At 56.4% G+C, this 24,076-nt stretch carries 21 protein-coding genes and 1 other annotated feature; of the genes, 9 read left to right on the forward strand and 12 right to left on the reverse strand.

Going from position 1 to position 24,076, the window contains the following annotated elements:
• Window positions 1-25: 25 nt before the first annotated feature.
• The 3 genes from clpB to rluD form a co-directional block, all read right to left on the reverse strand.
• On the reverse strand, window positions 26-2,599 hold the full coding sequence (gene clpB, locus ETEE_RS04600) for an ATP-dependent chaperone ClpB (protein ID WP_034164592.1): 2,574 nt from the start codon (window positions 2,597-2,599) through the stop codon (window positions 26-28).
• Window positions 2,600-2,767: 168 nt separating this feature from the next.
• Window positions 2,768-3,502: a peptidoglycan editing factor PgeF gene (gene pgeF / locus ETEE_RS04605; RefSeq protein ID WP_034164593.1), complete on the reverse strand. Its 735-nt coding sequence runs from the start codon at window positions 3,500-3,502 to the stop codon at window positions 2,768-2,770.
• Complete coding sequence (gene rluD / locus ETEE_RS04610) at window positions 3,499-4,479, reverse strand: 23S rRNA pseudouridine(1911/1915/1917) synthase RluD (protein WP_034164594.1); 981 nt, start codon at window positions 4,477-4,479, stop codon at window positions 3,499-3,501. The genes pgeF and rluD overlap by 4 nt, the downstream gene beginning before the upstream one ends.
• 133 nt (window positions 4,480-4,612) lie before the next feature.
• On the opposite strand from rluD, the gene bamD reads away from it, so the two are divergent.
• The 3 genes from bamD to pheA all read left to right on the forward strand — a co-directional run bounded on the left by bamD (window position 4,613) and on the right by pheA (window position 7,483).
• The gene (bamD, locus tag ETEE_RS04615; protein WP_034164595.1) at window positions 4,613-5,350 is read left to right on the forward strand and encodes an outer membrane protein assembly factor BamD; all 738 of its coding nucleotides are present in this window, start codon (window positions 4,613-4,615) and stop codon (window positions 5,348-5,350) included.
• Between the two features lie 339 nt (window positions 5,351-5,689).
• Window positions 5,690-6,028, forward strand: a complete 339-nt coding sequence (gene raiA, locus ETEE_RS04620; protein WP_034164596.1) for a ribosome-associated translation inhibitor RaiA — start codon at window positions 5,690-5,692, stop codon at window positions 6,026-6,028.
• Window positions 6,029-6,154: 126 nt separating this feature from the next.
• Window positions 6,155-6,278, forward strand: a sequence feature (Phe leader region).
• Window positions 6,279-6,316: 38 nt separating this feature from the next.
• A complete protein-coding gene (gene pheA, locus ETEE_RS04625; RefSeq protein ID WP_034164597.1) occupies window positions 6,317-7,483 on the forward strand; it encodes a bifunctional chorismate mutase/prephenate dehydratase in 1,167 nt (388 codons plus the stop codon).
• A 19-nt stretch (window positions 7,484-7,502) separates the two neighbouring features.
• Here pheA and tyrA read toward each other — a convergent pair whose 3' ends face one another.
• Together tyrA and ETEE_RS04635 are read right to left on the reverse strand one after the other, a co-directional pair.
• A complete protein-coding gene (gene tyrA / locus ETEE_RS04630; protein WP_034164598.1) occupies window positions 7,503-8,624 on the reverse strand; it encodes a bifunctional chorismate mutase/prephenate dehydrogenase in 1,122 nt (373 codons plus the stop codon).
• A gap of 6 nt (window positions 8,625-8,630) precedes the next feature.
• Window positions 8,631-9,701, reverse strand: coding sequence for a 3-deoxy-7-phosphoheptulonate synthase (locus ETEE_RS04635; RefSeq protein WP_034164615.1), 1,071 nt, complete (start codon window positions 9,699-9,701; stop codon window positions 8,631-8,633).
• Between the two features lie 282 nt (window positions 9,702-9,983).
• Between ETEE_RS04635 and btsR the strand changes: the two genes are divergently transcribed.
• Both btsR and ETEE_RS04645 read left to right on the forward strand, forming a co-directional pair.
• Window positions 9,984-10,700, forward strand: a complete 717-nt coding sequence (gene btsR, locus ETEE_RS04640; RefSeq protein WP_034164599.1) for a two-component system response regulator BtsR — start codon at window positions 9,984-9,986, stop codon at window positions 10,698-10,700.
• 504 nt (window positions 10,701-11,204) lie between these two features.
• A complete protein-coding gene (locus ETEE_RS04645) occupies window positions 11,205-12,107 on the forward strand; it encodes a helix-turn-helix domain-containing protein (protein WP_034164600.1) in 903 nt (300 codons plus the stop codon).
• A 10-nt stretch (window positions 12,108-12,117) separates the two neighbouring features.
• On the opposite strand, the gene ETEE_RS04650 is transcribed toward ETEE_RS04645, so the two are convergent.
• A complete protein-coding gene (locus ETEE_RS04650) occupies window positions 12,118-12,906 on the reverse strand; it encodes an AraC family transcriptional regulator (protein ID WP_227625203.1) in 789 nt (262 codons plus the stop codon).
• A 298-nt stretch (window positions 12,907-13,204) separates the two neighbouring features.
• Window positions 13,205-15,673 (reverse strand): inverse autotransporter beta domain-containing protein, encoded by a 2,469-nt coding sequence (locus ETEE_RS04655; protein ID WP_227625204.1) that lies wholly within the window; start codon window positions 15,671-15,673, stop codon window positions 13,205-13,207.
• Window positions 15,674-16,396: 723 nt separating this feature from the next.
• On the opposite strand from ETEE_RS04655, the gene ETEE_RS04660 reads away from it, so the two are divergent.
• The 3 genes from ETEE_RS04660 (at window position 16,397) to ETEE_RS04670 (ending at window position 19,412) form a co-directional block, all read left to right on the forward strand.
• Window positions 16,397-17,740, forward strand: coding sequence for an anaerobic C4-dicarboxylate transporter (locus tag ETEE_RS04660; RefSeq protein WP_034164603.1), 1,344 nt, complete (start codon window positions 16,397-16,399; stop codon window positions 17,738-17,740).
• Window positions 17,741-17,909: 169 nt separating this feature from the next.
• The gene (locus ETEE_RS04665; protein WP_034164604.1) at window positions 17,910-18,680 is read left to right on the forward strand and encodes a DUF481 domain-containing protein; all 771 of its coding nucleotides are present in this window, start codon (window positions 17,910-17,912) and stop codon (window positions 18,678-18,680) included.
• Window positions 18,681-18,851: 171 nt separating this feature from the next.
• A complete protein-coding gene (locus tag ETEE_RS04670) occupies window positions 18,852-19,412 on the forward strand; it encodes a class I SAM-dependent methyltransferase (RefSeq protein ID WP_034164605.1) in 561 nt (186 codons plus the stop codon).
• A 119-nt stretch (window positions 19,413-19,531) separates the two neighbouring features.
• Here the strand turns inward: ETEE_RS04670 and rplS are convergent, their stop codons facing one another.
• The 5 genes from rplS to ffh form a co-directional block, all read right to left on the reverse strand.
• Entirely contained in the window at window positions 19,532-19,879 is a 348-nt protein-coding gene (gene rplS / locus ETEE_RS04675) for a 50S ribosomal protein L19 (RefSeq protein WP_015872450.1), read from the reverse strand.
• Between the two features lie 44 nt (window positions 19,880-19,923).
• The gene (gene trmD, locus ETEE_RS04680; protein ID WP_034164606.1) at window positions 19,924-20,688 is read right to left on the reverse strand and encodes a tRNA (guanosine(37)-N1)-methyltransferase TrmD; all 765 of its coding nucleotides are present in this window, start codon (window positions 20,686-20,688) and stop codon (window positions 19,924-19,926) included.
• A gap of 38 nt (window positions 20,689-20,726) precedes the next feature.
• Window positions 20,727-21,272: a ribosome maturation factor RimM gene (gene rimM / locus ETEE_RS04685; RefSeq protein WP_034164607.1), complete on the reverse strand. Its 546-nt coding sequence runs from the start codon at window positions 21,270-21,272 to the stop codon at window positions 20,727-20,729.
• Between the two features lie 18 nt (window positions 21,273-21,290).
• Window positions 21,291-21,539, reverse strand: a complete 249-nt coding sequence (rpsP, locus tag ETEE_RS04690) for a 30S ribosomal protein S16 (RefSeq protein ID WP_015462230.1) — start codon at window positions 21,537-21,539, stop codon at window positions 21,291-21,293.
• Between the two features lie 148 nt (window positions 21,540-21,687).
• Entirely contained in the window at window positions 21,688-23,049 is a 1,362-nt protein-coding gene (gene ffh, locus ETEE_RS04695) for a signal recognition particle protein (protein ID WP_034164608.1), read from the reverse strand.
• 194 nt (window positions 23,050-23,243) lie between these two features.
• Here ffh and ETEE_RS04700 point away from each other — a divergent pair, with 194 nt between their 5' ends.
• Window positions 23,244-24,032 carry a cytochrome C assembly family protein gene (locus ETEE_RS04700; protein ID WP_034164609.1) on the forward strand — a complete coding sequence of 263 codons (789 nt, stop codon included), beginning with the start codon at window positions 23,244-23,246 and terminating at the stop codon, window positions 24,030-24,032.
• Window positions 24,033-24,076 lie beyond the last annotated feature (44 nt).

Here is a 24,076-nt window from a genome sequence, read left to right on the forward strand (position 1 = left end):
TGCCCTCGTATTGCGCTATCGTGAATTACTGCTGTGCCACGATCTGCTCGCCGTCCAACGCCAGGGTAATCGGTTTGCCCGGCAACAGTTTCCCGGACAGGATCTGTTGTGCCAACGGGTTTTCGATCTCCTGTTGGATGGCACGCTTCAACGGACGTGCACCGTATACCGGGTCGAAGCCAGCCTGAGAGAGCTGATCCAACGCCGCCTCGCTCATCGTGACGCTGTAGCCCTTCTCTTCCAGACGCTGGTACAGACGCTGCAGCTGGATACGGGCGATCGCCTTGATATTCTCCTGACCCAACGGATGGAATACTACCGTTTCATCAATACGGTTAATGAACTCCGGTCTGAAATGGTGAGTGACTACGCTCATCACCAGCTCTTTCATTTCGCCATAGCTCAGGTCACCGAAGCGATCCTGGATCAGATCGGAGCCCAGGTTAGAGGTCATGATGACCACCGTATTACGAAAATCGACGGTGCGCCCCTGGCCATCGGTCAGGCGTCCATCGTCCAACACCTGTAGCAGGATGTTAAAGACATCTGGATGTGCCTTCTCGACCTCGTCGAGCAGGATCACCGAGTACGGACGACGGCGTACCGCCTCCGTCAAATAGCCACCCTCTTCATAGCCGACGTATCCCGGAGGGGCCCCGACCAAGCGGGAGACGGAGTGCTTCTCCATAAACTCGGACATATCAATACGCACCATGGCGTCATCACTGTCAAACAGGAAGTTCGCCAGCGCCTTACACAGCTCGGTTTTACCCACCCCGGTCGGGCCGAGGAACAGAAATGAGCCGATGGGACGGTTCGGGTCGGACAGCCCGGCGCGGCTACGGCGAATGGCGTTGGAGACGGCCTCAACCGCCTCATTCTGGCCGACGACGCGTTTATGCAGCTCATCTTCCATACGCAGCAGTTTTTCACGCTCGCCTTCCAGCATCCGCGATACCGGAATCCCGGTCCAGCGCGCCAGCACCTCGGCGATTTCGGCGTCGGTGACCTTATTGCGCAGCAGCTTCATGCTCTTGCCTTCGGCCTGCGTTGCAGCCTGCAGCTGCTTCTCCAGATCCGGCAATTTGCCGTACTGGATCTCAGACATCTGCGCAAGGTCACCGCTGCGGCGTGCCTGCTCCAGCGCAATCTTGGCCTGTTCGATCTCGGCCTTGATATTCTGGGTACCGGTCAGCGCGGCCTTTTCTGCCTTCCACTCCTCTTCCAGCGAGGCATAGTCGCGCTCTTTCTCCTCCAGCTCGGTGTTCAGGATCTCAAGACGCTTCTTGCTGGCCTCGTCGGACTCTTTCTTCAGCGCCTGCTGCTCCAGCTTCAGCTGAATGATGCGCCGCTCCAAACGATCCAGCGTCTCCGGCTTGGAGTCGATCTGCATACGGATGCTGGAGGCGGCCTCGTCGATCAGGTCGATGGCCTTATCGGGCAGCTGGCGATCGGCGATATAGCGGTGCGACAGCGTGGCGGCCGCTACGATGGCTGGATCGGTGATCTGCACGTGATGGTGCAGCTCATAACGCTCCTTCAGCCCGCGCAGAATGGCAATGGTATCCTCGACGGACGGCTGCGCCACATAGACCTTCTGGAAACGGCGCTCCAGCGCGGCATCCTTCTCAATATACTGACGATACTCATCCAGGGTCGTCGCACCGACGCAGTGCAGCTCGCCGCGCGCCAGCGCCGGCTTCAGCATATTCCCCGCGTCCATGGCACCGTCGGCCTTACCGGCCCCGACCATGGTGTGCAGCTCATCGATAAACAGGATGACGCTGCCCTCCTGTTTGGCCAGATCGTTCAGCACCGCTTTCAAACGCTCTTCAAACTCACCGCGGAATTTCGCGCCGGCGATTAATGCCCCCATATCCAGAGAGAGCACGCGCTTGTGCTTCAGTCCCTCAGGGACCTCACCGTTGATGATGCGCTGGGCCAGCCCTTCGACGATGGCCGTTTTACCAACCCCGGGCTCCCCGATCAGCACCGGGTTATTTTTGGTGCGGCGCTGCAGTACTTGAATGGTGCGCCGGATCTCTTCGTCGCGCCCGATCACCGGATCCAGCTTGCCCTGCTCGGCACGCTCGGTCAGATCGATGGTGTACTTCTTCAGCGCCTGGCGCTGATCTTCCGCATTCTGATCGTCCACTTTCTCTCCTCCGCGCAGCTGCTCAACTGCAGCGCTGAGTTTTTGCGCAGACGCACCGGCGGCCTTCAACATATCGGCCAGTTTGCCGCGCTCTTCCATCGCGGCCAGAATAAACAGCTCTGACGATATGTAGGTGTCGCTGTGCTTTTGCGCTAATTTGTCACACAGGTTGAGAACCCGAATCAGCTCATTGGATGGCTGAACGTCGCCACCGGTCCCCTCCACCTGCGGCAGACGGGCAATCGCCTGTTCAAGGGACTGCTGAAACGCGCTGATATCGACGCCTGCAGATACCAGCAAAGGACGAACCGTGCCCCCATCCTGACCAAGCATCGCGCTCATCAGATGTATCGGTTCAATAAATTGGTTGTCACGCCCGAGTGCCAAAGACTGGGCGTCAGCGAGGGCTAACTGGAACTTGTTGGTTAAGCGATCCAGACGCATGTTTCCTCCGAGACGTATGCAAATTGCTTCTGGAGAATAAGTGTGGTCTAGACTGCACTTTTCAACCAAACTGTGACAATTATTTAATTATTTTTTGTTCAATTTAGAGTGGCACGTGAGGCGTACAGCGTCCCAAGGCCGCCGGACGCGGGCCTTGGGAGAAATACGTTAGGAGAACCAGATCAGCGAGGCCATGCGACCGGTCTGCGCCGCGCGACGATAGGAGAAAAAGCGCGATGCATCGCTCAACGTACAAAACTCGCCGCCGCTGATGCGGGTAACGCCCGCGGTCTGCAGGCGCTGGCGTGCCAGGGCGTAGATATCGGCCAGGTATTTACCGTCCGCAGTGGGCCGGAACGCGCTGATGCAGGCCCGATCGTGCTGGATAAACTGCGCCCGCACCTCGGCGCCCACCTCAAAGACCTCGGGGCCAATGGCCGGCCCGAGCCAGGCCATCACCGCACCGGGCACCGCATGAAAACGGCTCAGGGTCTGCTCTAAAACCCCATTGCATAACCCACGCCAGCCGGCATGGGCCGCCGCCACTTCGTTACCCTCATCACAGGTAAACAGCACGGGCAAACAGTCAGCCGTCATCACTGCGCACACCAGCCCCGGCGTGCGGGTATAGACCGCATCGGCACGCACGTCGTCATCGGTATGCCCGACCGCCAGCGTCAGCACCCGCGTACCGTGCACCTGATCCAGCCACACCGGCGGCGTCGGCAGATCCAGCGCCTGACACAGCCGCGCGCGGTTGGCCGCGACCCGCGCAGGATCGTCACCGACGTGCGCGCCCAGATTTAACGCGTCATAGGGCGGCAGACTAACGCCGCCGTCGCGGGTGGTCCCATAGGCAAAGACCCGCGGCGGCGCCGGCCAGCGTGGCACGATCGGTTTCATAGCCAGTCCATCTCATCCTTAAAGGTTTCGGCGTCCTCCTGCATTACCGCAATCAGGCGCTGCATATCTTCTGGAATCGGCGCATGCCACTCCATCTCAATACCGCTGATCGGGTGATACAGGCGCAGCATGGTCGCGTGCAGCGCCTGGCGATCGAACTCGCGTAGGATGCAGATAAACTCCGGCGACGCATCGCGCGGCGGGCGCGGGCGGCCGCCGTACAGCGGATCGCCCACCAACGGATGGTTAATGTGTGCCATATGCACACGGATCTGGTGAGTACGCCCGGTCTCCAGACGCAGGCGCAGGCGCGTATGGGCGCGGAAGTGCTCCATAATGCGATAGTGCGTCACCGCCGGTTTGCCCATCGGATGCACCGACATGTGGGTTCGCTTGGTCGGATGGCGCGCGATCGGCTCACGCACCGTGCCCCCCGCGGTCATGGTGCCAATCGCGACAGCCTCATATTCACGAGTGATTTCACGCAGCTGCAGCGATTCGACCAGACGCGTCTGGGCCGGTACCGTTTTAGCGACCACCATCAGGCCGGTAGTGTCTTTATCAAGCCGGTGCACGATCCCGGCGCGCGGAACGTCGGCGATCGGCGGATAGTAATGCAGCAGCGCGTTGAGTACCGTACCGTCCGGGTTACCGGCGCCGGGGTGCACCACCAAATCGCGCGGCTTATTGATCACCAGGATGTCCTCGTCCTCGTAGACGATATCCAGCGCGATATCCTGCGCCTCCCAACGGTTCTCTTCCTCAATCAGGGCATCAATGGCAATATGCTCACCACCCAGAACCTTCTCTTTAGGCTTATTGATGATGAGCCCGTTCACGCTGACGCGTCCCTCCAGGATCCACTCTTTTATGCGTGAACGTGAATAATCAGGGAACAATTCCGCCAACGTCTGATCTAAGCGTTGACCGAGCTGGGATTCCGTCACCGTCGCGGTGAGCTGTACTTGTTGTGCCATAGTGAGTTTCTTTCGTTAACGTTGGGTTTTCTCGGCGTTGCCGTTTAAAATAATGTGCTATTGTAGCTGGTCTTTGCCGGGAGCTTAACGGAGAGTCACCCGGAACAACACAAAAAAGGGTAAGCAAAACGTCATGACGCGTATCAAATATCTGGTGGCTGCCACCACGTTGAGCCTGGCGCTGGTTGGTTGCTCCAGCTCCAAAGAGGCGGTGCCCGACAATCCTCCTGCAGAAATCTACGCCACTGCACAGCAAAAACTGCAGGACGGTAACTTTAAAGCGGCGATTACGCAACTGGAAGCGCTAGATAACCGCTATCCATTTGGCCCTTACTCTCAGCAGGTGCAGCTGGATCTGATCTACGCCTACTATAAATCGGCTGACCTGCCGATGGCACAGGCTACCATCGATCGCTTCATCCGTCTCAATCCGACCAGTCAAAACATGCCCTACGTACTGTACATGCGTGGTCTGACGGATATGGCCATGGACGACAGCGCGCTGCAGGGCTTCTTCGGCATCGACCGCTCTGACCGTGACCCCGAACATGCCCGCCAGGCTTTCCGTGACTTCAGCCAGTTGGTACAGCGTTACCCGAACAGCCCCTACACGGCCGATGCCACCAAGCGTCTGCTCTTCCTGAAAAACCGGCTTGCCAAACACGAACTAGCCGTCGCCCGCTTCTACACCAAGCGCGGGGCCTATGTCGCCGTGGTGAACCGCGTAGAGCAGATGCTGCGCAACTATCCGGATACCCAGGCCACCCGCGACGCACTGCCGCTGATGGAGAACGCCTACCGTCAGATGGGCCTGAACGGCGAAGCCGACAAGGTACAAAAAATCATCGCGTTCAACGGCGACAAAGCATAGCGCCAGCGCTGAGACAGATAAATAGCAAAGGCAGCCCATCGGCTGCCTTTCGTTTGATCCGCGCAGACACGCAGAATAGAAGCTGAGAGGCGCGCCCCGCCTGGGGGGATATTTCGGCCACGGCCCATCCTAGGCTGCGCCAATTTTTCCGCCTTAACTTCGCCATCATGCGCATAAATTTCCGCTGACTCAAGCGCTATTTTCAGCACTTTTCACCAGAATCGCAAAACCACTTAACTTTGCAAAAAGTGACAAAAATCCGTGATTTTCCTCTCACACTTTGCTCCGCGGCGCGTTATGCTGAAATCACCAAGACGGAAAAGACAGAGAGGTATCTGTATGACTATCAGCATTACCAGCAAACAAATGGAAATCACTGCTGCCATCCGTGAACATGTCGAAGACCGTCTCAGCAAACTGGACAAATGGCAAACGCACCTGATTAACCCGCATATCATTCTGTCTAAGGAGCCGCAGGGGTTTGTGGTTGACGCCACGATTAACACGCCCAATGGTCAACTGGTCGCCAGTGCCAAGCATGAAGACATGTATGCCGCGATCAACGAGCTGCTGAACAAGCTGGAGCGCCAGCTAAACAAAGTCCAGCATAAGGGCGAAGCTCGCCGCGCCCATACCAGCGTAAAAGACGCTAATCTGCAGGCTGCTGCCAGCGAATAACCTAAAACGAGCCCTTTTATTTAGAGATAACGCGCCCCATGGGCGCGTTTTTTGTATCAATAAAAAACATTGACAGGAAAAAAGTATCACGGTTAACGTAGGGTATGACTCACCGTGGAGCTGCGTTATGTCACCTCGCCCGCTGTTCTTGCGCTGCTTTTTTCCGACTCTGCGGCCGGGAGGCGTCGCTCCGCGCTAAGAAAGCAGCGCAAGAACGACGTAAAGCCTCCCCCCGGGAGGCTTTTTTTATGCGCGCCACCACTGCACCAAGCTGATTAAGGGCCCCTGATGAGCACACCTAATCCATTATTGACGCTGCGCGAGCAGATTAGCGCCGTCGACAGCCAGCTGCTGGCGCTGCTGGGCGAACGCCGCTGCCTGGCCGAACAGGTCGCCCGCACCAAACAGGCGCTGCATCACCCGGTTCGCGACCGGGCCAGAGAGCGCGACCTGCTGCACAGCCTGATTGAACAGGGCAAACCGCTGCAGCTTGACGCGTATTTTATTACTCGCCTGTTTCAACTGATTATCGAAGACTCGGTGCTGACCCAACAGGCGCTGTTACAGCAGTCACACCTGGCCGCCGACGCCACCGCACGCATCGCCTTTCTCGGCCCCAAAGGCTCCTATTCCCATCTGGCCGCCCGCCGCTATGCCGCGCGCCATTTTGACCAGGTGCTGGAGTGCGGCTGCCCACGTTTTCAAGACGTCGTCGCCCAGGTCGAAAGCGGCCAAGCCGACTATGGCGTACTGCCGATTGAAAACACCTCATCCGGTGCCATTAACGACGTCTACGATCTGCTGCAGCACACCAGCCTCGCTATCGTCGGAGAGCTGACGCTGCCTATCAAGCACTGCCTGCTGATCGCCGGGGAAGGCGATATCAGCGCGCTGACCACCGTCTACAGTCACCCCCAGCCGTTTCAGCAGTGCAGCCAGTTCCTCAGCCGCTACCCACAGTGGCATATTGAATACTGTGAAAGCACCGCCGCTGCGATGGAGAAGGTCGCCGCGCTGCGCTCTCCCCAAGCGGCCGCCCTGGGCAGCGCCGACGGCGGCAATCTGTATGGCCTGCAGCCGCTGGCGCACGATCTGGCCAATCAGGCCCAGAACATGACCCGGTTCATCGTCCTGGCACGCAAAGCGATCGAGGTTAATCCCCGCATCGCTGCCAAAACCACGCTGATCATGGCGACGGGCCAACAGCCCGGGGCGCTGGTCGATGCGCTGCTGGCCTTCCGCGAGCAGCATATTGTCATCACCAAGCTGGAGTCACGGCCAATCAACGGCAATCCGTGGGAGGAGATGTTCTATCTGGATGTACAGGCTAATCTGAATGACCCTGCAATGCAGCGGGCGCTGCATGACCTACGGGCGCTCACCCGATCGCAGAAAGTCCTGGGCTGCTACCCGAGTGAAAACGTGGTGCCGATCGCCCCAAGCGAGCAAGCATAGGCCTGATACCGCCGCGGCATCAGCCGCGGCGATCGTGCGCCTGGCTCAGCAGCGCCCGGCTCTCATCCTGAAAACGCTGCGCGTCGTCGCCGAACCAGCGGGCGATACGCTGAAACGTCTCGATAAACGCCTCTTTATTCTGCCCGTCGAGCAGTCTGATCGCTTCACCAAAGCGCTGATAATAGCGCTTGATCAGCGCCAGATTATCCGGCGATGCCATAATGATGTCAGCATACAGCTGCGCATCTTGCGCAAACAGACGCCCTACCATCATCAGCTCCAGACGATAAATCGGCGAGGAGAGCGCCAGCAACTGCTCCATGCTGACATTCTCTTCGGCCAGATGCAGCCCATAGGCAAAGGTGGCAAAGTGACGCAGCGCCTGAATAAACGCCATATTCTGATCGTGCTGTACCGCGCTGATGCGATGCAGGCGGGCGCCCCAAACCTGCAGCTGCTCCAGTAGCCACTGATAAGCCTGCGGCTGTCGACCGTCGCAGTAGACGATCACCTGCTTAGCAAAGCTGCCGACGTCCGGGCCAAACATGGGATGCAGCCCGACGACGGGCCCGCTGTGCGCTGCCAGCATCGCCCGCATAGGTCCCCCCTTCACCGACGCCAGATCGACCAGCAGGCAATCCGCCGGCAGCGGCGGCAGGCGGGCTATCGCGGCCTCGGTCAAATGGATCGGTACGCTGATCATCACCATACCGGCATCGGCGCAAAGCGCCTCGGCCCGCGGCCAATCCTGCGTCTCCAGTATGCGCACCGAGTAGCCCGATAGGCGCAGCATCCGGGCAAACAGCCGCCCCATCTGCCCCGCGCCACCGACGATCACCACCGGGCGTAGCGCCGGATTCAGCGCCTTAAATCCCTTGTCATTTTCACTGAGGTAGGACTCCCGCATCACCCGACGCAGTACGTCCTCAATCAGATCCGGCGAGACGCCAAGCAGCTGCGCCTCCGCCCGGCGCGACGCCAGCATCGCCGCCTCTCGTTCCGGCACATAGACCGGCAGGCCATAGCGGCTCTTGACCTCCCCCACCTGGGCGACCAACTGTAAACGGCGCGCTAACAGCCCCAGCAGCGCCTTATCGACCTCATCAATGCTATCGCGCAGTGCGCTCAGTTCCGCCACCATCGTCTATCATGCCTCCCGATCGCGCCGCCGCGGCGCCAGTTGACGCTGCATATCGCGCAGCAACGTTTCCGTTGTCGTCCAGTCAATGCAGCCATCCGTCACGGACACGCCATAGCGCATAGCGCTGCGCGGCTGCTCCGAGCTCTGACTACCGGCGTCCAGGTTGCTCTCCAGCATCACACCGATAATGGTGCGGTTCCCCCCCGCGATCTGCGCAATGACCGACTGCGCGACCTGCGGCTGACGCCGGTAGTCCTTGTTGGAGTTGCCGTGGCTGCAGTCAACCATCAGCAGCGGGCGCAGACCGGCCTGTACCATCTGAGCCTCGCACTGCGCAACATCCTGCGCGCTGTAGTTTGGCGTCCGCCCTCCGCGCAGAATAACATGACCATCGGGGTTTCCCTGCGTCTGCAGCAGGCAGACCTGCCCCGCCTGATTGATGCCGACGAAGCGATGCGGCATCGCCGCTGCCTTCATCGCATTAATCGCGGTCTCTAGGCTACCGTCGGTGCCGTTTTTAAAGCCGACGGGCATCGACAGGCCAGAGGCCATCTCGCGATGGGTCTGCGACTCGGTGGTTCGCGCGCCGATGGCCGACCAGCTGAACAGATCGCCCAGATACTGCGGCGAGTTGGGATCCAGCGCCTCGGTCGCCAGCGGCAACCCCATATCGACCAGCTGCAGCAGCAGGCGACGGGCGATGTTCAACCCGGCCTCAACGTCAAAAGAGCCGTCCATATAGGGATCGTTAATCAGCCCTTTCCAGCCCACCGTGGTACGCGGCTTCTCAAAATAGACCCGCATGACGACGTAGAGCCGATCGCCAACGCTCTGCGCCAGCGCCCGCAGACGGCGCCCATACTCAAGGGCGGCATCGACATCATGGATCGAGCAGGGGCCGCAGATCACCAGCAGACGCGAGTCGCGCCCAGCCAGAATATCGGCGATCTCGCGGCGGGAGGCGGCGATGTGCGCCTGCTGGACCTCGGTCAGCGGGAAGCGGGCCTTTAGCTCCTCCGGCGTAATCAAAATCTGCTCATCGCTGATATGGACGTTATTCACGGCGTCTTTTTGCATCATCATTACAGTACCTGCCTATCTGGGAGTGGTTATCTCGGCGCGGCCGCCGTGCTTCTATTCAGGCTACATTAACATGCGCAGTAAACTTTTCAATCCATATGTGTAAACAATATCGTACAATCATCTTTACACGTCACCGAGCAGCAAAATTTGAAGTATCACGCAGTTTCATTGTCGATTACACCGCGAAGTTAAAGACACATGCTAGGCTGTGCCCGCTGACCATCCGCGACGCGCCGGCGGCTTGCCGCCCGATCCTGTTCGCTCTGGGGAGAAAAGATGTTAACCGCTATCATTGTCGACGATGAACAGCCGGCCCGTGACGAGCTGACTACGCTGCTGCAGCGCTATCCTGAAATAACGCAGGTTGCCAGCTGCGCCAACGCCCTGGAGGCGATTCCCGTCATTCATCGCCTGCGCCCCGACGTACTATTTCTCGATATCCAGATGCCACGCATCAGCGGGTTAGAGCTGGTTAACATGCTGGATCCGGACAGCCAGCCCTACATCGTCTTCATTACCGCCTTCGACGAATACGCCATCCAGGCGTTTGAACAGCACGCCTTTGACTATCTGCTAAAACCAATCGACTGCGCCAGGCTGCAAAAAACCCTGGATCGCCTGCTGCGCGGGTGTGCGGTGCGACAAAATCTACAGCCTCTGCAGGAGCCACAGCTGCGGCATATACCCTGTCACGGACTCAACCGCATCTTTTTGCTCAAGCTGGATGAGATTGAATATCTATCGTCAGAATTAAGCGGAATTCACGTCGTCGGCGCTCAGCAAAGCGGCTATACCCAGCTGACCCTCAAAACGCTGGAGGAGAAAACGCCCTTCGTCCGCTGTCATCGTCAGTACATGGTGAACGTCGATCGCCTGAGCGAAATCCAGCTGCTGGATAACGGCGCCGCCGAGGTATTGACCCACAGCGGAAGACGCATTCCGGTCAGCCGCCGCTACCTGAAAAATTTAAAAGAACATCTGGGGATCGCCTAATGCCTCCGCGAATAGACTGATTAGCTCGCCTGATAAAATATCATGCTGGCATCGTCCGCTGGCGTGGATAAAAATAGCCGAGCCGGCGTGCCACCTCAGATTTTATTATATTTCATATACTCATAACACGCTGATCGCTAATCCTCATCCGTTCATCATTCTACGCACATCCATTTTATAAGATCGCTGCAATAAAGGTTATATTTCCGCTTTATTACTACGAAATAATCTACCATTCATCGATGGGTACCCCCTTTGGGGTACCGACCTGTCCTATCCGTGTGAGAACGGAGACATGATCCGGCGTCAGCGCCGCAAACGAAATGCTAGCGACCGCGCTAAACCGAACGAGACAATAAAATATTGCGGTGCATATAAAATATTTTGTGCACTTTTGCATCCGTTTTGCATAAAATAAACAGCATAGAAGTTAGCGCATATTATTTTATGCTTACCCATCGGTAGCGCGAGCTCTCTGCCCTGCGCCAGTGACATTGATTAAATATGATGAATACAACTGTCTCATTTGAAGCCAAAGGCTATGAGGATATTCCTGCGCTATTAGCCTTTCTGCAGCGGAATCTACAGTGTGGAGAGCTGAGCATCGAAATGACCGCTGATGATTTCTATGCGCAGGCCACGATCACCGCGCTGGAGAACGGCGCCCACTTCATGACCATGAACGCCTGCGGCTACCGTATTGAACATCATATCGCCTGCGATCTGCACAATCGGCGGCTATACCTTATCTACTCCGATCACAAGATGCAGTGGGGTGAAGAGGGGCTCAACTGCACCCTGCCCTATCGGGACTCTTTTCTGATCGACAGCACCAAAAGCTTCCGTATCGCCTCGCCGGGATATCAAAAAACACGCTCTTTCGGCATCCCATTTTCCCTGCTGGGCGATCGGCTGGAGCATGTGATCAATGGATTAACCGGAAGGAAGCTCTCGACGATCAAGTATGGGGATGAGATCAACAAAATCCTATCGACCACCTATCATGCGCCGGGGCTCGCCGAACGCCTAGACATCGTGACCAACCTGATCAAGGTGATCACCTACAATGAACCTCCTGAGGGCAACGGTAAATACGATCGTATCGTCAAAAAAATCACCATGAATATTTACGATGAGTCCCTCACGCTGCCCAAGCTGGCGCATCTGTGCGCCATGTCAGCCCGCACCATTCAGTATATCCTGGCGTCGCACGGTACCTCGTTTAACCGTCTGAGCGCCGATATTCGACTCAGGCTACTGTGCGAAAACATACACAAGATGAAAAACAAAAGAATCAACGAGATCGTCTTTCTCAGCGGCTATAACTCGTTTTCAACGGCGGCCAGACATTTTAAGCGTAAATTCAATCAGTCAATCACCGATTATCTCAGCGCCAGTGGTCAATAGCCGTCCCCGCTTATAGGCAGTATTTTATGTAGCATCCCTCCAGCGACTCGCGGTAATAGCGTCTGAAGTTCCGCGAGGCGGTCAGCAGCGAGCGATAGCCGCAGCCGCTGGCCAGCTCGACTAAAGACTGCGAGGGGTTACGCTGCATCTCTCTCAGCAGGCGATCTAGGCGAGCCTGGATCAGGACATCTTGAAAACGCGTATTCTGCTGCGCAAACACATACTGAATCGAGCGCTTGGACATCCCGCTGACGCTGACCAGCCCCTCGAGGGAAAAGCTGCGCTCTACACAGTGTTCGTCTATCAGGCTACTGAGATAGGCGAACTTATTCAGCGTACGCCCCAGTGACATCCCACAGGAGATAATCAACAGGTTGACCAGCGCCGCCACCTTTTCCTGCAGCGCCGCCACGCTATGACATTCTGCGGCCAGCTTATTGATCAGCTTGCCAAAGGGCAGCGTCGAGGCCAGGCGCCCGTCAAACATCGGGGTAACCGCCTGCGCATGCGGACCAAAGCTGGTGGCGGGAATCAGTACCGAGATGGTCGCCCGAGGGACCGCCGAATCCAGGATAAACGGCAGCCCACCGTTCATCAACACGCACTCCTTACTGCGCACGGCGATCGCCCGCCCACCCAGCGTACACCGCAGCGGTGCATCCGAATACACGATGCCGAACACGGGTTCAGAGTATTCACACTTCTCGATAACGCCCGGCGTGGTGCGGATGACTATCACCCTCTCCCCACTGGCCAGATGGTGAATCTCACTCTCACCAAAAAAATCATCATTATGCACATTAATCTTTATCTTGCCGCAGCGTGCCTGCTGTTGGAAAAAGTCGCCCCATCCTGAAAAATGCTCGATGCCGTATGCAAAGAATGTGCGTGTAATAATGTCCGCCATAGATCCACACCCTTAAAATAAGAAAAATTGTACACAGGCAAACTTAATCGTGCCGGCAGTAGACGCAACCTACGTCAAAATATGCAGCCTCCCATTTTTCTTAATATTTTGATGCCGTTCGATATATATCCAGCGACGCCCTTCACATCCGCAATAATCCGGCATGAAGGGCAGAACCCTGAATATATGGTTAAAGCGTTTTTACACACATCGCCATTCTGAGCGTCGGCCACCCATTGTTAGCGATCAGCTCTGTTGCAAGATATCCCGTCATTCGGCCAACGCTATAGCGGACGCTACGGCTCTCATCGGTATATTCCGCGCTCCAGCTCTGTTCGGCGCCAAACATGACGTCTAGCCTGGTAATATCTCCCCACTCCGACCACAGCGGGCCAACCGCACGCCAGCCCGTTTGACCTTTATAAACGGCAGTGGTCACCCAACGGTAGCTGGGCACCTCGTAACCGCGCCTTGCGGCACAATAGGCATCGGCCGCCGCACTGGAAATATACTCAATGCCATTGCTGATAAACCAGCGCGATACGGTAAAGCGGTAGGAGACGTCATGACCATAGCGCTTAGACCTCGCCGTGATCGTTACCTCTTGGCGCGCCGTCGGTTCGGCCAGAAACTGCACGTAGCCACCGCTGTCGACCATGACCCACTCCGATGCGCTGCTGCGCCACTCATAGTCGGCGTTTTGCGCACTGTCACCGTTAATTTCCAATAAAAACTTAGCATTGGCAAAACCCGTCGTCGGAAACCCTGCGCTGGCATCAAAGCGTGCGCCGTTAACCATCACCGCGGTAAACCGATCGTTTGGCACAAAGTGGGTATCCAGCGCAGACTGTCGGTTATTACTCAGCGTAGCGCTCACCCGGCTGACACCAACCGCCGTACTGCTCAACGAGACCTCGGCGACCCCATCCTCGCCGGTGGTAACCTGCGTCTCCTCCAGCGTGGCGCCGTTATCCGCCGAGAACACGACGCGCTGATGACTCAGCGGTGTCCCCGCGGCGTTCGTCACCCGCGCGCGCACCTGATTTTTATCAACGCCGTCGGCCTTCGCGTTGTCCCGGAGCAGCGTGAGGTTGCCGCTCAAAATCCACGCTTCATTATCCCTCTCGGGCTTTAATACCGTGATCCGCGTAGTACTGATATTCGAGCGCTGTCCTCGGGTATCATAGGCCATAACATCGATATGATAGATATTCTCCCCATTGTCATTATACGGGGGATATGTGATTTGCAACCGATTGTTTGGCAACATCATGATCTGCCCTCCAGCAGCAACTAACGCCGCGGAGCGCATCCACTGTAGATTGCGTACGCCATACTTGCTGACCACCTCGGTATATATTTCACTGCTATTACCGGGATACCCCTCAAGATATTCAGTACTTTTAATTTTTAGCATCTGCTGCTCTTGGTACTGCAGGACAATATTATGATTCCGCTCCACTAGGTCATAGCGGGTTTTTACTATTGTCCTTGCGGCGATCAGCTCGGCGGGATCAAGCTGAGGCAGCACCTCAGCGCCAATACGATAATTTATTTGTAGCCCCAGCTGAGTATCCTGATTTCCCTGTTTACCCAAGCGCTGCTTAACCTCCAGCGTCAACAGCGAGAATGGCGTGTAGTTCCCTCCTATCGTAATGGCATAAGGGTTACGCTGCAGATGCTCTTTACCAAAAAGCGCAACGCTATCGCCAAAATAGTGCTCATATATCAGCGCTCCCCCCAGCTGAGGCTGTGCCGGAAGCCAGCCGTTGACGCGCAGATCGACCCCGTTGGCCGGCCGCTCATTATAGTCGCTGCGATCGCGCGACGGATGCCACTCCGTCAGCCCGAGGTAACCGTTAGCCGACAGTTGAAAATAGTCAGTCCAGAGCTCGGCGCCGAGCCCGATACGCCTGTTTTGCCCTGTGAAATCATTATCATAAAAAGCATTCCCACCCATAATCCACTCACGGTGAATGAGCCGGGCACCGATTCCAACATTCGCAATATTACGCCGATCCTTATTCCTGAAGCCCAGCTGTGTAAACAGGATAGACGCCTGTGAATCATACAGCGGCAGCTGCCAGTCCAGAGCGCTCTCTGCCAATGAAAAATACCGATCGGTATTTAGCTGGATCCGCGCGCTCCCATAGCGATTTAGCCATTGCCCTATCTGATCATTTACCGCCGACGTCGCCATGGTACGCGCTATATTATGTAACGCATCCGCCCGCCCCGATGCAGCTAGCGCGCTACCCATGCCGCGAATGGGCAGTGCATCCAGAGGGCGGTGTTCTTGAGTCAATGACTCAGCGCTTTCATGCTTTTTATTATTCTTTATGGCAATGACATCGCTTATTGGTTCGTCAATAATTTTCCCGCCATCGGCGTTTTCAATCTGGTGTATAGCCATCGACCGCTGACCTATTTCACCATATAAAACAACCGCTCCACCCCGTATTACTGACACGCTGGAAATGCTACCGACCTTATCCTGGATAGCGTAGTGGTGTTTTTCTTTTATGATATCATCAGATCTTCCAGTTATTTTTTCAGACGCCGCGCAAGCCATACTAAAATATAAAATCAAAGCCAAAAGAAATAATAGACAAAACGGGAAAATAAATAGCTGATGCCTGATACGCAGGTTTTTCTTCATCTTATGCCTCAGCGCATCGGTTAGATACAGTGATACCATCCCGCCTCCCCAAAGGCATCCGAAAAACAACAATAGGAATCATCAATAACAATTTTTGCATATATTATTTGTCAATTGCGTCACACGCATCCAAAATGCGCAATTTATGATATAACGTGCAAAATATAATTATTTTTTATTAACATGATGGCGTAATCTCATCACACAAATCACACCAAAATACAACGTACCGAGGAGGCGTCCGGCTCTCTCGCGATATCACTGAAGGCGTGAAAAAACCGACGATTGCCGGCCGAGGAAAGTCGCCAAATCGCGGCGTTAGATATCGAGATAAAAGCAAAGGGACAGATCAATTACGGTTATTGAATGACAGACCGCAGCCTATGCCGCGTCCGCGATACACTATAAGCAGGATAAGCAACCGGCGACGCCTGTACGCTTACGGCATGATGACGAACGGATTTACCTCATGATATCAATTCTATTTTATATGCCTCTCCGCTTCTCCGGAGTTTTCATTTTTTCCACAATAGTTTATTCAGATCAATTTTCATTGAATTTATATTCTGTATTTTTATAAAGGGAGAGCAATCTCTCAGAATCACGTGCAGACCCAAAAGATTATTACGCAGCATCACGCTGTATACGATTTTCGCTGTCATGAATGCCCGACGCTCTCATAACATGAACCACGGCGCGGGAGAATAAAAACAAAGGGAATATATGGTCACACTACAATTTGCCGTTATAATAATCTGTCTATTGCTGGGGACACGCTATGGCGGGATGGGGCTGGGGCTTATCAGTGGTATTGGTCTCTTCATCCTGACCTTTGTCTTCGATCTGGTGCCTGGCAAGCCGCCGGTCGAGGTGATCCTGACCATCCTGGCCGTCATCGGCTGCGCCGCCGTGCTGCAAACCGCCGGCGGCCTCAATGTGATGATGCAGTTTGCCGAACGCCTGCTGCGCCGTCACCCACAGCACATCACCATTCTGGCGCCGCTGACCACCTGGATGCTGACGTTCCTCTGCGGCACCGGGCACGTGGTCTATACCATGTTCCCCATCATCGCCGATATTGCGCTGAAGAAAGGCATCCGCCCGGAGCGTCCGATGGCGGTCGCCTCCGTCGCGTCACAGATGGCCATCACCGCATCGCCGGTCTCCGTCGCCGTGGTTTCGCTGGTCTCGATCCTCGGCGCCGCGCACGGCATTGGCCAGGCCTTCACCATTCTAGATATTCTGGCCGTGTCAGTGCCAGCCTCGCTGTGTGGGGTATTGGTTGCCGCGCTGTGGAGCCTGCGCCGCGGTAAAGATCTAGACAAGGATCCAGTATTTCAGGAGAAAATCAAAGATCCGGAGCAGCGCGCCTACATCTATGGCGATAGCCAGACGCTGCTGAACCAGACGTTCCCCAAACAGTCCTACTGGGCTACCTGGATCTTTTTTACCGCTATCGCCATCGTCGTCATCTTGGGCGCCTTCGCCGATCTGCGGCCAGCCTTTGAGGTTAAAGGGGTGATGAAACCCCTCTCGATGAACCTGGTCATCCAGATGATGATGCTGATCGCTGGCGCCATCATTCTGATGTCCTGCAAGGTCAAGCCGGGTGACATCTCCAGCGGCGCCGTCTTTAAAGCCGGTATGGTCGCCATCTTCTCCGTCTTTGGCGTCGCCTGGATGAGTGATACCTTCTTCCAGGCACACATGCAGGATCTGCGCCTAGTGCTGGAAGATGTCGTGAAGAGCCATCCCTGGACCTATGCGCTGGTACTGTTTTTGGTCTCCAAGCTGGTAAACAGCCAGGCGGCCGCGCTGACCGCCATCGCACCGATGGGGCTATCGCTAGGCGTAGAACCCAAGATGCTGCTGGCGTTCTTTCCGGCGGCCTATGGCTACTTCGTTCTGCCGACCTACCCCAGCGATCTGGCCTGTATCGGCTTTGACCGCTCCGGGACCACCCGCATCGGGAAATTTATTATTAACCACAGCTTTATCCTGCCCGGATTTATCGGTGTTATCACCTCGTGTACGGTAGGCTATCTGCTGGTTGCCGCATTCTATTAAGACATACCTTCCCCGGCCTCCTGCGGGAGGCCGATATAAAAAAAGCGTATAACGCTCCCGTCAACCTTGCAAAAATAAGCTAATCATTACCATTTTTGGCCACAATATCACCCGCTATAATGTGACGCCTGTCAACTTTGGCAACATCCCTATTTTTACTGGAAACATCATGCTCCGCTTATGCGTCACCCGTTCACTGCCGATCCTCATTGGCATTACCACTGCCCTGTACGGCGTCAATGCCTGTGCCGATAGCACCCTGTTTACCGCGTTGGACGATCCGTCAACGGCGAAACAGCCCTTTACCGGAAACATACAGGCCGGTTATAACTCACAGTCAGGAAACAGCAATAACGCCAGCCTACTGGCCGACACCACCATGACCTGGTTTAACCGGGATGCTGCCACCGCCTATAGCCTATGGGGAACGGCGAACAATGCCGAGTCTAACGGCACCCGCTCCGCCGAAAAATACCAAGCCGGCGCCCGCACCCGCTATAACGTCACGGCTGATAACTATATGTTTGGCCAGGTTAACTGGCTGAACGATCGCTTTGCCGGCTACGCCTCCCGCACCACCGGTACCGCAGGCTACGGTCGTCAGATCTTCTCCTCGCCGTCGCAGGATCTGCGCGTCGAATTCGGTCCTGGCATCCGCCATGACGAATATCGGGAGGGGGGGCGATCCACCCGCGCACTGGCCTACGGCGCCGCGAACTACACCTATCAGCTCACCAAGAACACCCAGTTTACCCAGGGAGTCTCTGCGCTCTCTAACGAAGATACCTCCCTCAACTCGGAAACGGCGCTCAACGTCGGCATTAACGATGCTTTCTCGCTGCGTCTCTCCTATAACGTGACCTACAACAGCGAGCCGCCGGCCAGTGCGCCCAAGCACACCGACCGCACCAGCGCGATCACCCTACAGTACAACCTGTAACGGCCGCCCTCCCCCCGGGAGGGTGTCTGCGCCTGCGCCACGGGTCGGTCGTGGCGCGCCTGACACGACCTTACCCTTCTTATGCTTTCTTTACACCGCAGCTTAATATCCGCTTAAGCATTTATCGCTCTAATGGAAACCACGATATGAGAAGCGAGAGGAAGCGGTATCATGCTATTGACCGAATCACTGAAAACGACGGCAAACTTCATTACCCAGTTCGTCCGCTCACCCCGCACGGTTGGCGCCATCGCCCCCTCCACCCCCTATCTGTGCCGCCAGATGGTAAGCTCCGCTGACTGGGCCTATAGCCGCCGCGTTGCGGAGTTCGGTGCGGGTACCGGGGTTCTGACGCATCATATTCAGCGTCATATGCGGGCGGATGCCAGGCTGGATATCTTTGAGACCAACCCGCACTTTTGCCAGGCCCTGCGCAATATTGCCGATCGACGCACAGCGGTACACTGCGCCTCGGCGGCGGCGATCACGCAAAAATACGATGCGATCTTTTCCGGCCTGCCGCTACTGGCTTTCCCCCAGGCACTGCGCCAGACGATCCTGGCTCAGGCCGCCCACGCCCTGACGCCCGACGGGGTATTTATCCAGTTCCAATACAGCTCGCTGCTGGAAGACAGCCTTTCTGCCCACTTTCTCTGGCAGCGTACCCTGGTATGGCGCAATCTTCCCCCCGCCTTTGTCTACCTGTGCCGGGCGCGCACGATGAGAGGGTAAAACAGCCCCCTGCCGCGCAGGGGGATCAAGACACTTAGACACAAAGACAAAAAAAGGGGTTGACCAAATGGCCAACCCCTTATCATTTAACTACTTTCGGATGTAGCGAAAGCGTCGTCTTAGTTCAGGCGCTCTTTAATACGGGCAGCCTTACCAGTACGCTCACGCAGGTAGTACAGTTTAGCTTTACGAACGGCACCACGGCGTTTCACAGCGATGCTGTCGATAACCGGTGAGTGAGTCTGGAATACACGCTCAACACCTTCGCCGTTGGAAATTTTGCGAACAGTGAATGCAGAGTGCAGACCGCGGTTACGGATAGCGATAACCACGCCCTCGAATGCCTGCAGACGCTTTTTGGAACCTTCAACGACCCATACCTTCACTTCCACGGAGTCACCCGGACGGAACGCAGGTACGTCTTGCTTCATCTGCTCTTGTTCAATCTGTTTAATGATATTGTTCATAATAATCTCTTACCCTAGGTAAACTGATATATCGGCCCGACCTTTTAGTCGCAGCCTTCATGATCCTGCTGCGCGGCATGCTCCTCGCGGAACTGCGCCAGCAGCTTTGCTTGCTCGTCAGTCAGAGCTAGGCTTTCTAGAAGTTCAGGTCTTCTAAGCCAGGTTCGGCCCAGCGACTGCTTTAAGCGCCAGCGACGTATCTCGGCATGGTTTCCCGACAGCAGCACTGGCGGTACCTCCATATCCTGTAACACCTCAGGGCGGGTATAGTGTGGACAGTCCAGCAGACCGTCGACAAACGAATCCTCCTCAGCCGAGGCCTGATCGCCCAACACCCCCGGAACAAACCGGGAGATCGAGTCAATCAGGGTCATGGCCGGTAGTTCGCCGCCGCTGAGAACGTAATCGCCGATCGACCACTCTTCATCGATTTCGGTTTTGATTACGCGCTCATCAATACCCTCATAACGCCCGCAGACCAGAATTAACTTCTGGCTGGCGGAGAGTTCGCAAACGCCCTGCTGGTCCAGTTTGCGCCCCTGAGGCGAAAGATAAATCACCTTCGCCCCTTCGCCTGCCGCTGCCTTTGCCGCATGGATGGCATCCCGCAGGGGTTGAACCATCATCAGCATCCCCGGTCCGCCGCCATAGGGGCGATCGTCCACGGTTCGATGCCGATCGTGCGTGAAATCGCGCGGATTCCAGCACTGCACGCTAAGCAGGCCTTTTTTTACGGCCCGGCCAGTTACCCCGTAATCGGTGATTGCGCGGAACATCTCGGGAAACAGACTAATTACCCCAATCCACATCGTGGCGTTCCACTCAGTTCTACCGTTAATATCGGAGGTCAAAAACCAGGATCCCAATCTACTTCAATAGATTTAGCAGTGAGATCGACTTTCTTGATCACCTGTCCGTCGAGGAACGGAATCAACCGCTCCTTCATACCAAATGCATCTTTCAGGTTCGCCTTCACGACCAATACGTCGTTGGAGCCGGTTTCCATCATCGCAGTGACTTTACCCAGCGCATAGCCAGACACGGTGACTACCTGGCAACCCATCAGGTCTTTCCAGTAGTAGTCGCCCTCATCCAGCGACGGCAGCTGCGACTCATCCACGATAATCTCTCGATTAACCATGGCATTGGCCGCATCACGATCGTCAATACCTTTAATTTTGACGACCCAATCCTGATTGTGGCTGCGCCAACTTTCCAGCTCGATCGCAACCCACTTACCCGCCTGCTGGATAAACCAGGGCTGGTAATCAAAAATGCTTTCAGCATCCTCGGTGGAGGAAAACACTCTGAGCCAGCCGCGGATGCCATACGCAGAACCGAGTTTCCCCAGAACGACCGCATTGCTCACCGCCGGCTTATTCTCTGTGCTCATCGTGACCACCGCAACGGGTTAAGCTGCTTTCTGAGCTTCTTTGATCAGCGCAGCTACGCGATCAGAAACGGTTGCGCCCTGGGAAACCCAGTGGCTTACGCGATCCAGATCCAGACGCAGGCCTTCGGCGCTACCGGTCGCGATCGGGTTGAAGAAACCTACGCGCTCGATGAAACGACCGTCACGGGCATTACGGCTGTCGGTCACTACTACTTGATAAAACGGACGCTTTTTCGCGCCGCCACGTGCTAAACGAATGGTTACCATAACATCCTCATTAGTAAATAAAACACCAGACCCCATCGAGGAACGGAGCCCGGTGTCCTTGTTCATACGAACATAAAAGCCCGAAAATTTTACTCATTTTGGCGCGAAAAGCAACTGCCGCTATAGGCTTTCGCACCAACGACGGCGATTAACGCCCCGGGAACCCCGGCGGCATCATGCCGCGCATGCCGCGCATCATTTTTGCCATTCCGCCTTTCTTCATCTTTTTCATCATGCGCTGCATTTCGTCAAACTGCTTCAGCAAGCGGTTCACGTCCTGCACCTGCATGCCGGAGCCCTGAGCGATGCGGCGTTTGCGTGAGCCTTTGATAATCTCCGGATTGCTGCGCTCTTTCAGCGTCATCGAGCTGATGATCGCCTCCATCCGCACCAGCACCTTGTCATCCATCTGCGCCTTCACGTTGTCCGGCAGCTGGCCGACACCCGGCAGCTTGGCCAGCATGGAGGTCATGCCCCCCATGTTGCGCATCTGCTTGAGCTGATCCATAAAGTCGTTGAGATCGAAGCCGTCTCCCTTCTTCAGCTTGGTCGCCAGCTTCTCGGCCTGGGCGCGGTCAACCTTGCTCTCCAGCTCTTCGATCAGCGATAGCACGTCGCCCATGCCCAGAATACGCGAGGCCACGCGGTCCGGATAAAACGGCTCCAGCGCCTCGGTCTTCTCCCCGACGCCGAGGAACTTGATCGGTTTCCCCGTGATGTGGCGGATCGACAGCGCCGCACCGCCGCGGGCGTCGCCGTCTACCTTGGTCAGCACCACGCCGGTCAGCGGCAGCGCCTGATTAAAGGCGCTGGCGGTATTGGCCGCATCCTGGCCGGTCATCGCATCGACCACAAACAGCGTTTCCACCGGGTTAATCGCCGCGTGGATCTGCTTGATCTCATCCATCATCGCTTCATCGACGTGCAGGCGGCCTGCAGTATCGACGATCAGCACATCATAAAACTTCTGTTTGGCGTGGGTCAGCGCGCGCTGCACGATATCCAGCGGACGCTCCTGCACGTCAGAGGGGAAAAAATCGACGCCTACGCCCTCTGCTAGCGTCTCCAGCTGTTTGATCGCCGCCGGGCGATACACGTCGGCTGATACGACCAGCACTTTCTTCTTCTGTTTTTCCTTGAGGAACTTACCCAGCTTACCCACGCTGGTCGTCTTACCGGCGCCCTGCAAGCCGGCCATCAGCACCACGGCCGGCGGCTGCGCCGCCAGATTCAGCTCGGTGTTGGCCTCCCCCATTGCGCGGGTCAGCTCATCCTGAACGATTTTGACGAACTCCTGTCCCGGCGTCAGGCTCTTGTTGACCTCCTGACCCAGCGCGCTCTCTTTCACCCGACTGATGAACTCGCGCACCACCGGCAGCGCCACGTCGGCTTCCAGCAGCGCCATGCGCACCTCGCGCAGGGTATCCTTGATATTATCTTCGGTCAGTCGCCCGCGGCCACTGATGTTGCGCAGCGTGCGCGACAATCGATCGCTTAGATTTTCAAACATGGTTTATGCTCAACGTAGTACCAATGCAAAACGGGCCGTCAGGCGACGACATCGCTAAAGATGGCGGCGAGTATAACACGAAGCCCCGCGATTCTCTCCCCCACGGCGCGCATTGGTCGGCGCCAGCGGTTGGAGCGTAGCGCCGCTGCGGCTATACTGAACGCCTCATTCACTCAGCCATCAATGAACTCGCTATGCCCGAATTTGCCATCACGGCCATGATTGCCTATCTGCTCAGCCTGGGACTGATTGTTCCCGGTCTGGCGCGCAATAATCGCGCATACCGGCGTCTGGCGCTGACCTTTGCCGCCGCGGCGCTGCTGTGCCATGCCATCGCCCTCTACCAGCGCATCTTTGATGTCAGCGCAGGGCAGAACCTCAGTCTGCTGAATATGGGATCGTCGGTCAGCCTGCTGATCTGTCTGGTTATGACCGTAGTCGCCTCACGCGATCGCGGCTGGTTTCTGCTGCCGATCGTCTACAGCTTCGCCCTGATCAACCTCGGTCTGGCCAGCTTTGTTCCCGGGGAGTTTATTACCCATCTGGAGGCCAGCCCCTCTCTGCTGTTCCATATCGGGCTGGCGCTGTTCTCTTACGCCACGCTGATCATCGCCGCGCTGTATGCCTTTCAAGTGGCGTGGATGGATCACCTGCTGAAGAATAAAAAGCTGAGCCTGCGCGCCGACATGCCGCCGTTAATGAGCATTGAGCGCAAGATGTTCCACATTACCCAGGTGGGCGTGGTGCTGCTAACCCTGACGCTGATCAGCGGCAGCCTGTATATGGCGCAGCTGTTCAGCGCCGAAAATATGCACAAGGCGCTGCTGTCGCTATTGGCCTGGTGCGTGTATATCATATTGCTGTGGGGGCACTATCGCCGGGGATGGCGGGGTCGTCCGGTCGTATGGTGTAACCTGGCCGGCGCGGCGCTGCTGACGCTCGCCTACTTCGGCAGCCGGATCATTCTGGATCTGGCGCAGTAATCCTACGCCCCCACACCGATTTTCGCGCCCCGCCGTCGCGCGGG

It is taken from the genome of Edwardsiella anguillarum ET080813 (genome assembly GCF_000264765.2).
Taxonomy (GTDB): Bacteria; Pseudomonadota; Gammaproteobacteria; order Enterobacterales; family Enterobacteriaceae; genus Edwardsiella; species Edwardsiella anguillarum.

What these genes read in the sequence shown, in the direction of transcription:
- pgeF (WP_034164593.1), bottom strand. Translation starts at nt 3,502, where the DNA reads ATGAAACCGATCGTGCCACGCTGGCCGGCGCCGCCGCGGGTCTTTGCC.
- raiA (WP_034164596.1), top strand. Translation starts at nt 5,690, where the DNA reads ATGACTATCAGCATTACCAGCAAACAAATGGAAATCACTGCTGCCATC.
- ETEE_RS04700 (WP_034164609.1), top strand. Translation starts at nt 23,244, where the DNA reads ATGCCCGAATTTGCCATCACGGCCATGATTGCCTATCTGCTCAGCCTG.
- ffh (WP_034164608.1), bottom strand. Translation starts at nt 23,049, where the DNA reads ATGTTTGAAAATCTAAGCGATCGATTGTCGCGCACGCTGCGCAACATC.
- rimM (WP_034164607.1), bottom strand. Translation starts at nt 21,272, where the DNA reads ATGAGCACAGAGAATAAGCCGGCGGTGAGCAATGCGGTCGTTCTGGGG.
- ETEE_RS04635 (WP_034164615.1), bottom strand. Translation starts at nt 9,701, where the DNA reads ATGCAAAAAGACGCCGTGAATAACGTCCATATCAGCGATGAGCAGATT.
- ETEE_RS04670 (WP_034164605.1), top strand. Translation starts at nt 18,852, where the DNA reads ATGCTATTGACCGAATCACTGAAAACGACGGCAAACTTCATTACCCAG.
- clpB (WP_034164592.1), bottom strand. Translation starts at nt 2,599, where the DNA reads ATGCGTCTGGATCGCTTAACCAACAAGTTCCAGTTAGCCCTCGCTGAC.
- btsR (WP_034164599.1), top strand. Translation starts at nt 9,984, where the DNA reads ATGTTAACCGCTATCATTGTCGACGATGAACAGCCGGCCCGTGACGAG.
- pheA (WP_034164597.1), top strand. Translation starts at nt 6,317, where the DNA reads ATGAGCACACCTAATCCATTATTGACGCTGCGCGAGCAGATTAGCGCC.
- bamD (WP_034164595.1), top strand. Translation starts at nt 4,613, where the DNA reads ATGACGCGTATCAAATATCTGGTGGCTGCCACCACGTTGAGCCTGGCG.
- rpsP (WP_015462230.1), bottom strand. Translation starts at nt 21,539, where the DNA reads ATGGTAACCATTCGTTTAGCACGTGGCGGCGCGAAAAAGCGTCCGTTT.
- tyrA (WP_034164598.1), bottom strand. Translation starts at nt 8,624, where the DNA reads ATGGTGGCGGAACTGAGCGCACTGCGCGATAGCATTGATGAGGTCGAT.
- ETEE_RS04665 (WP_034164604.1), top strand. Translation starts at nt 17,910, where the DNA reads ATGCTCCGCTTATGCGTCACCCGTTCACTGCCGATCCTCATTGGCATT.
- rplS (WP_015872450.1), bottom strand. Translation starts at nt 19,879, where the DNA reads ATGAACAATATCATTAAACAGATTGAACAAGAGCAGATGAAGCAAGAC.
- ETEE_RS04655 (WP_227625204.1), bottom strand. Translation starts at nt 15,673, where the DNA reads ATGAAGAAAAACCTGCGTATCAGGCATCAGCTATTTATTTTCCCGTTT.
- trmD (WP_034164606.1), bottom strand. Translation starts at nt 20,688, where the DNA reads ATGTGGATTGGGGTAATTAGTCTGTTTCCCGAGATGTTCCGCGCAATC.
- ETEE_RS04645 (WP_034164600.1), top strand. Translation starts at nt 11,205, where the DNA reads ATGATGAATACAACTGTCTCATTTGAAGCCAAAGGCTATGAGGATATT.
- rluD (WP_034164594.1), bottom strand. Translation starts at nt 4,479, where the DNA reads ATGGCACAACAAGTACAGCTCACCGCGACGGTGACGGAATCCCAGCTC.
- ETEE_RS04660 (WP_034164603.1), top strand. Translation starts at nt 16,397, where the DNA reads ATGGTCACACTACAATTTGCCGTTATAATAATCTGTCTATTGCTGGGG.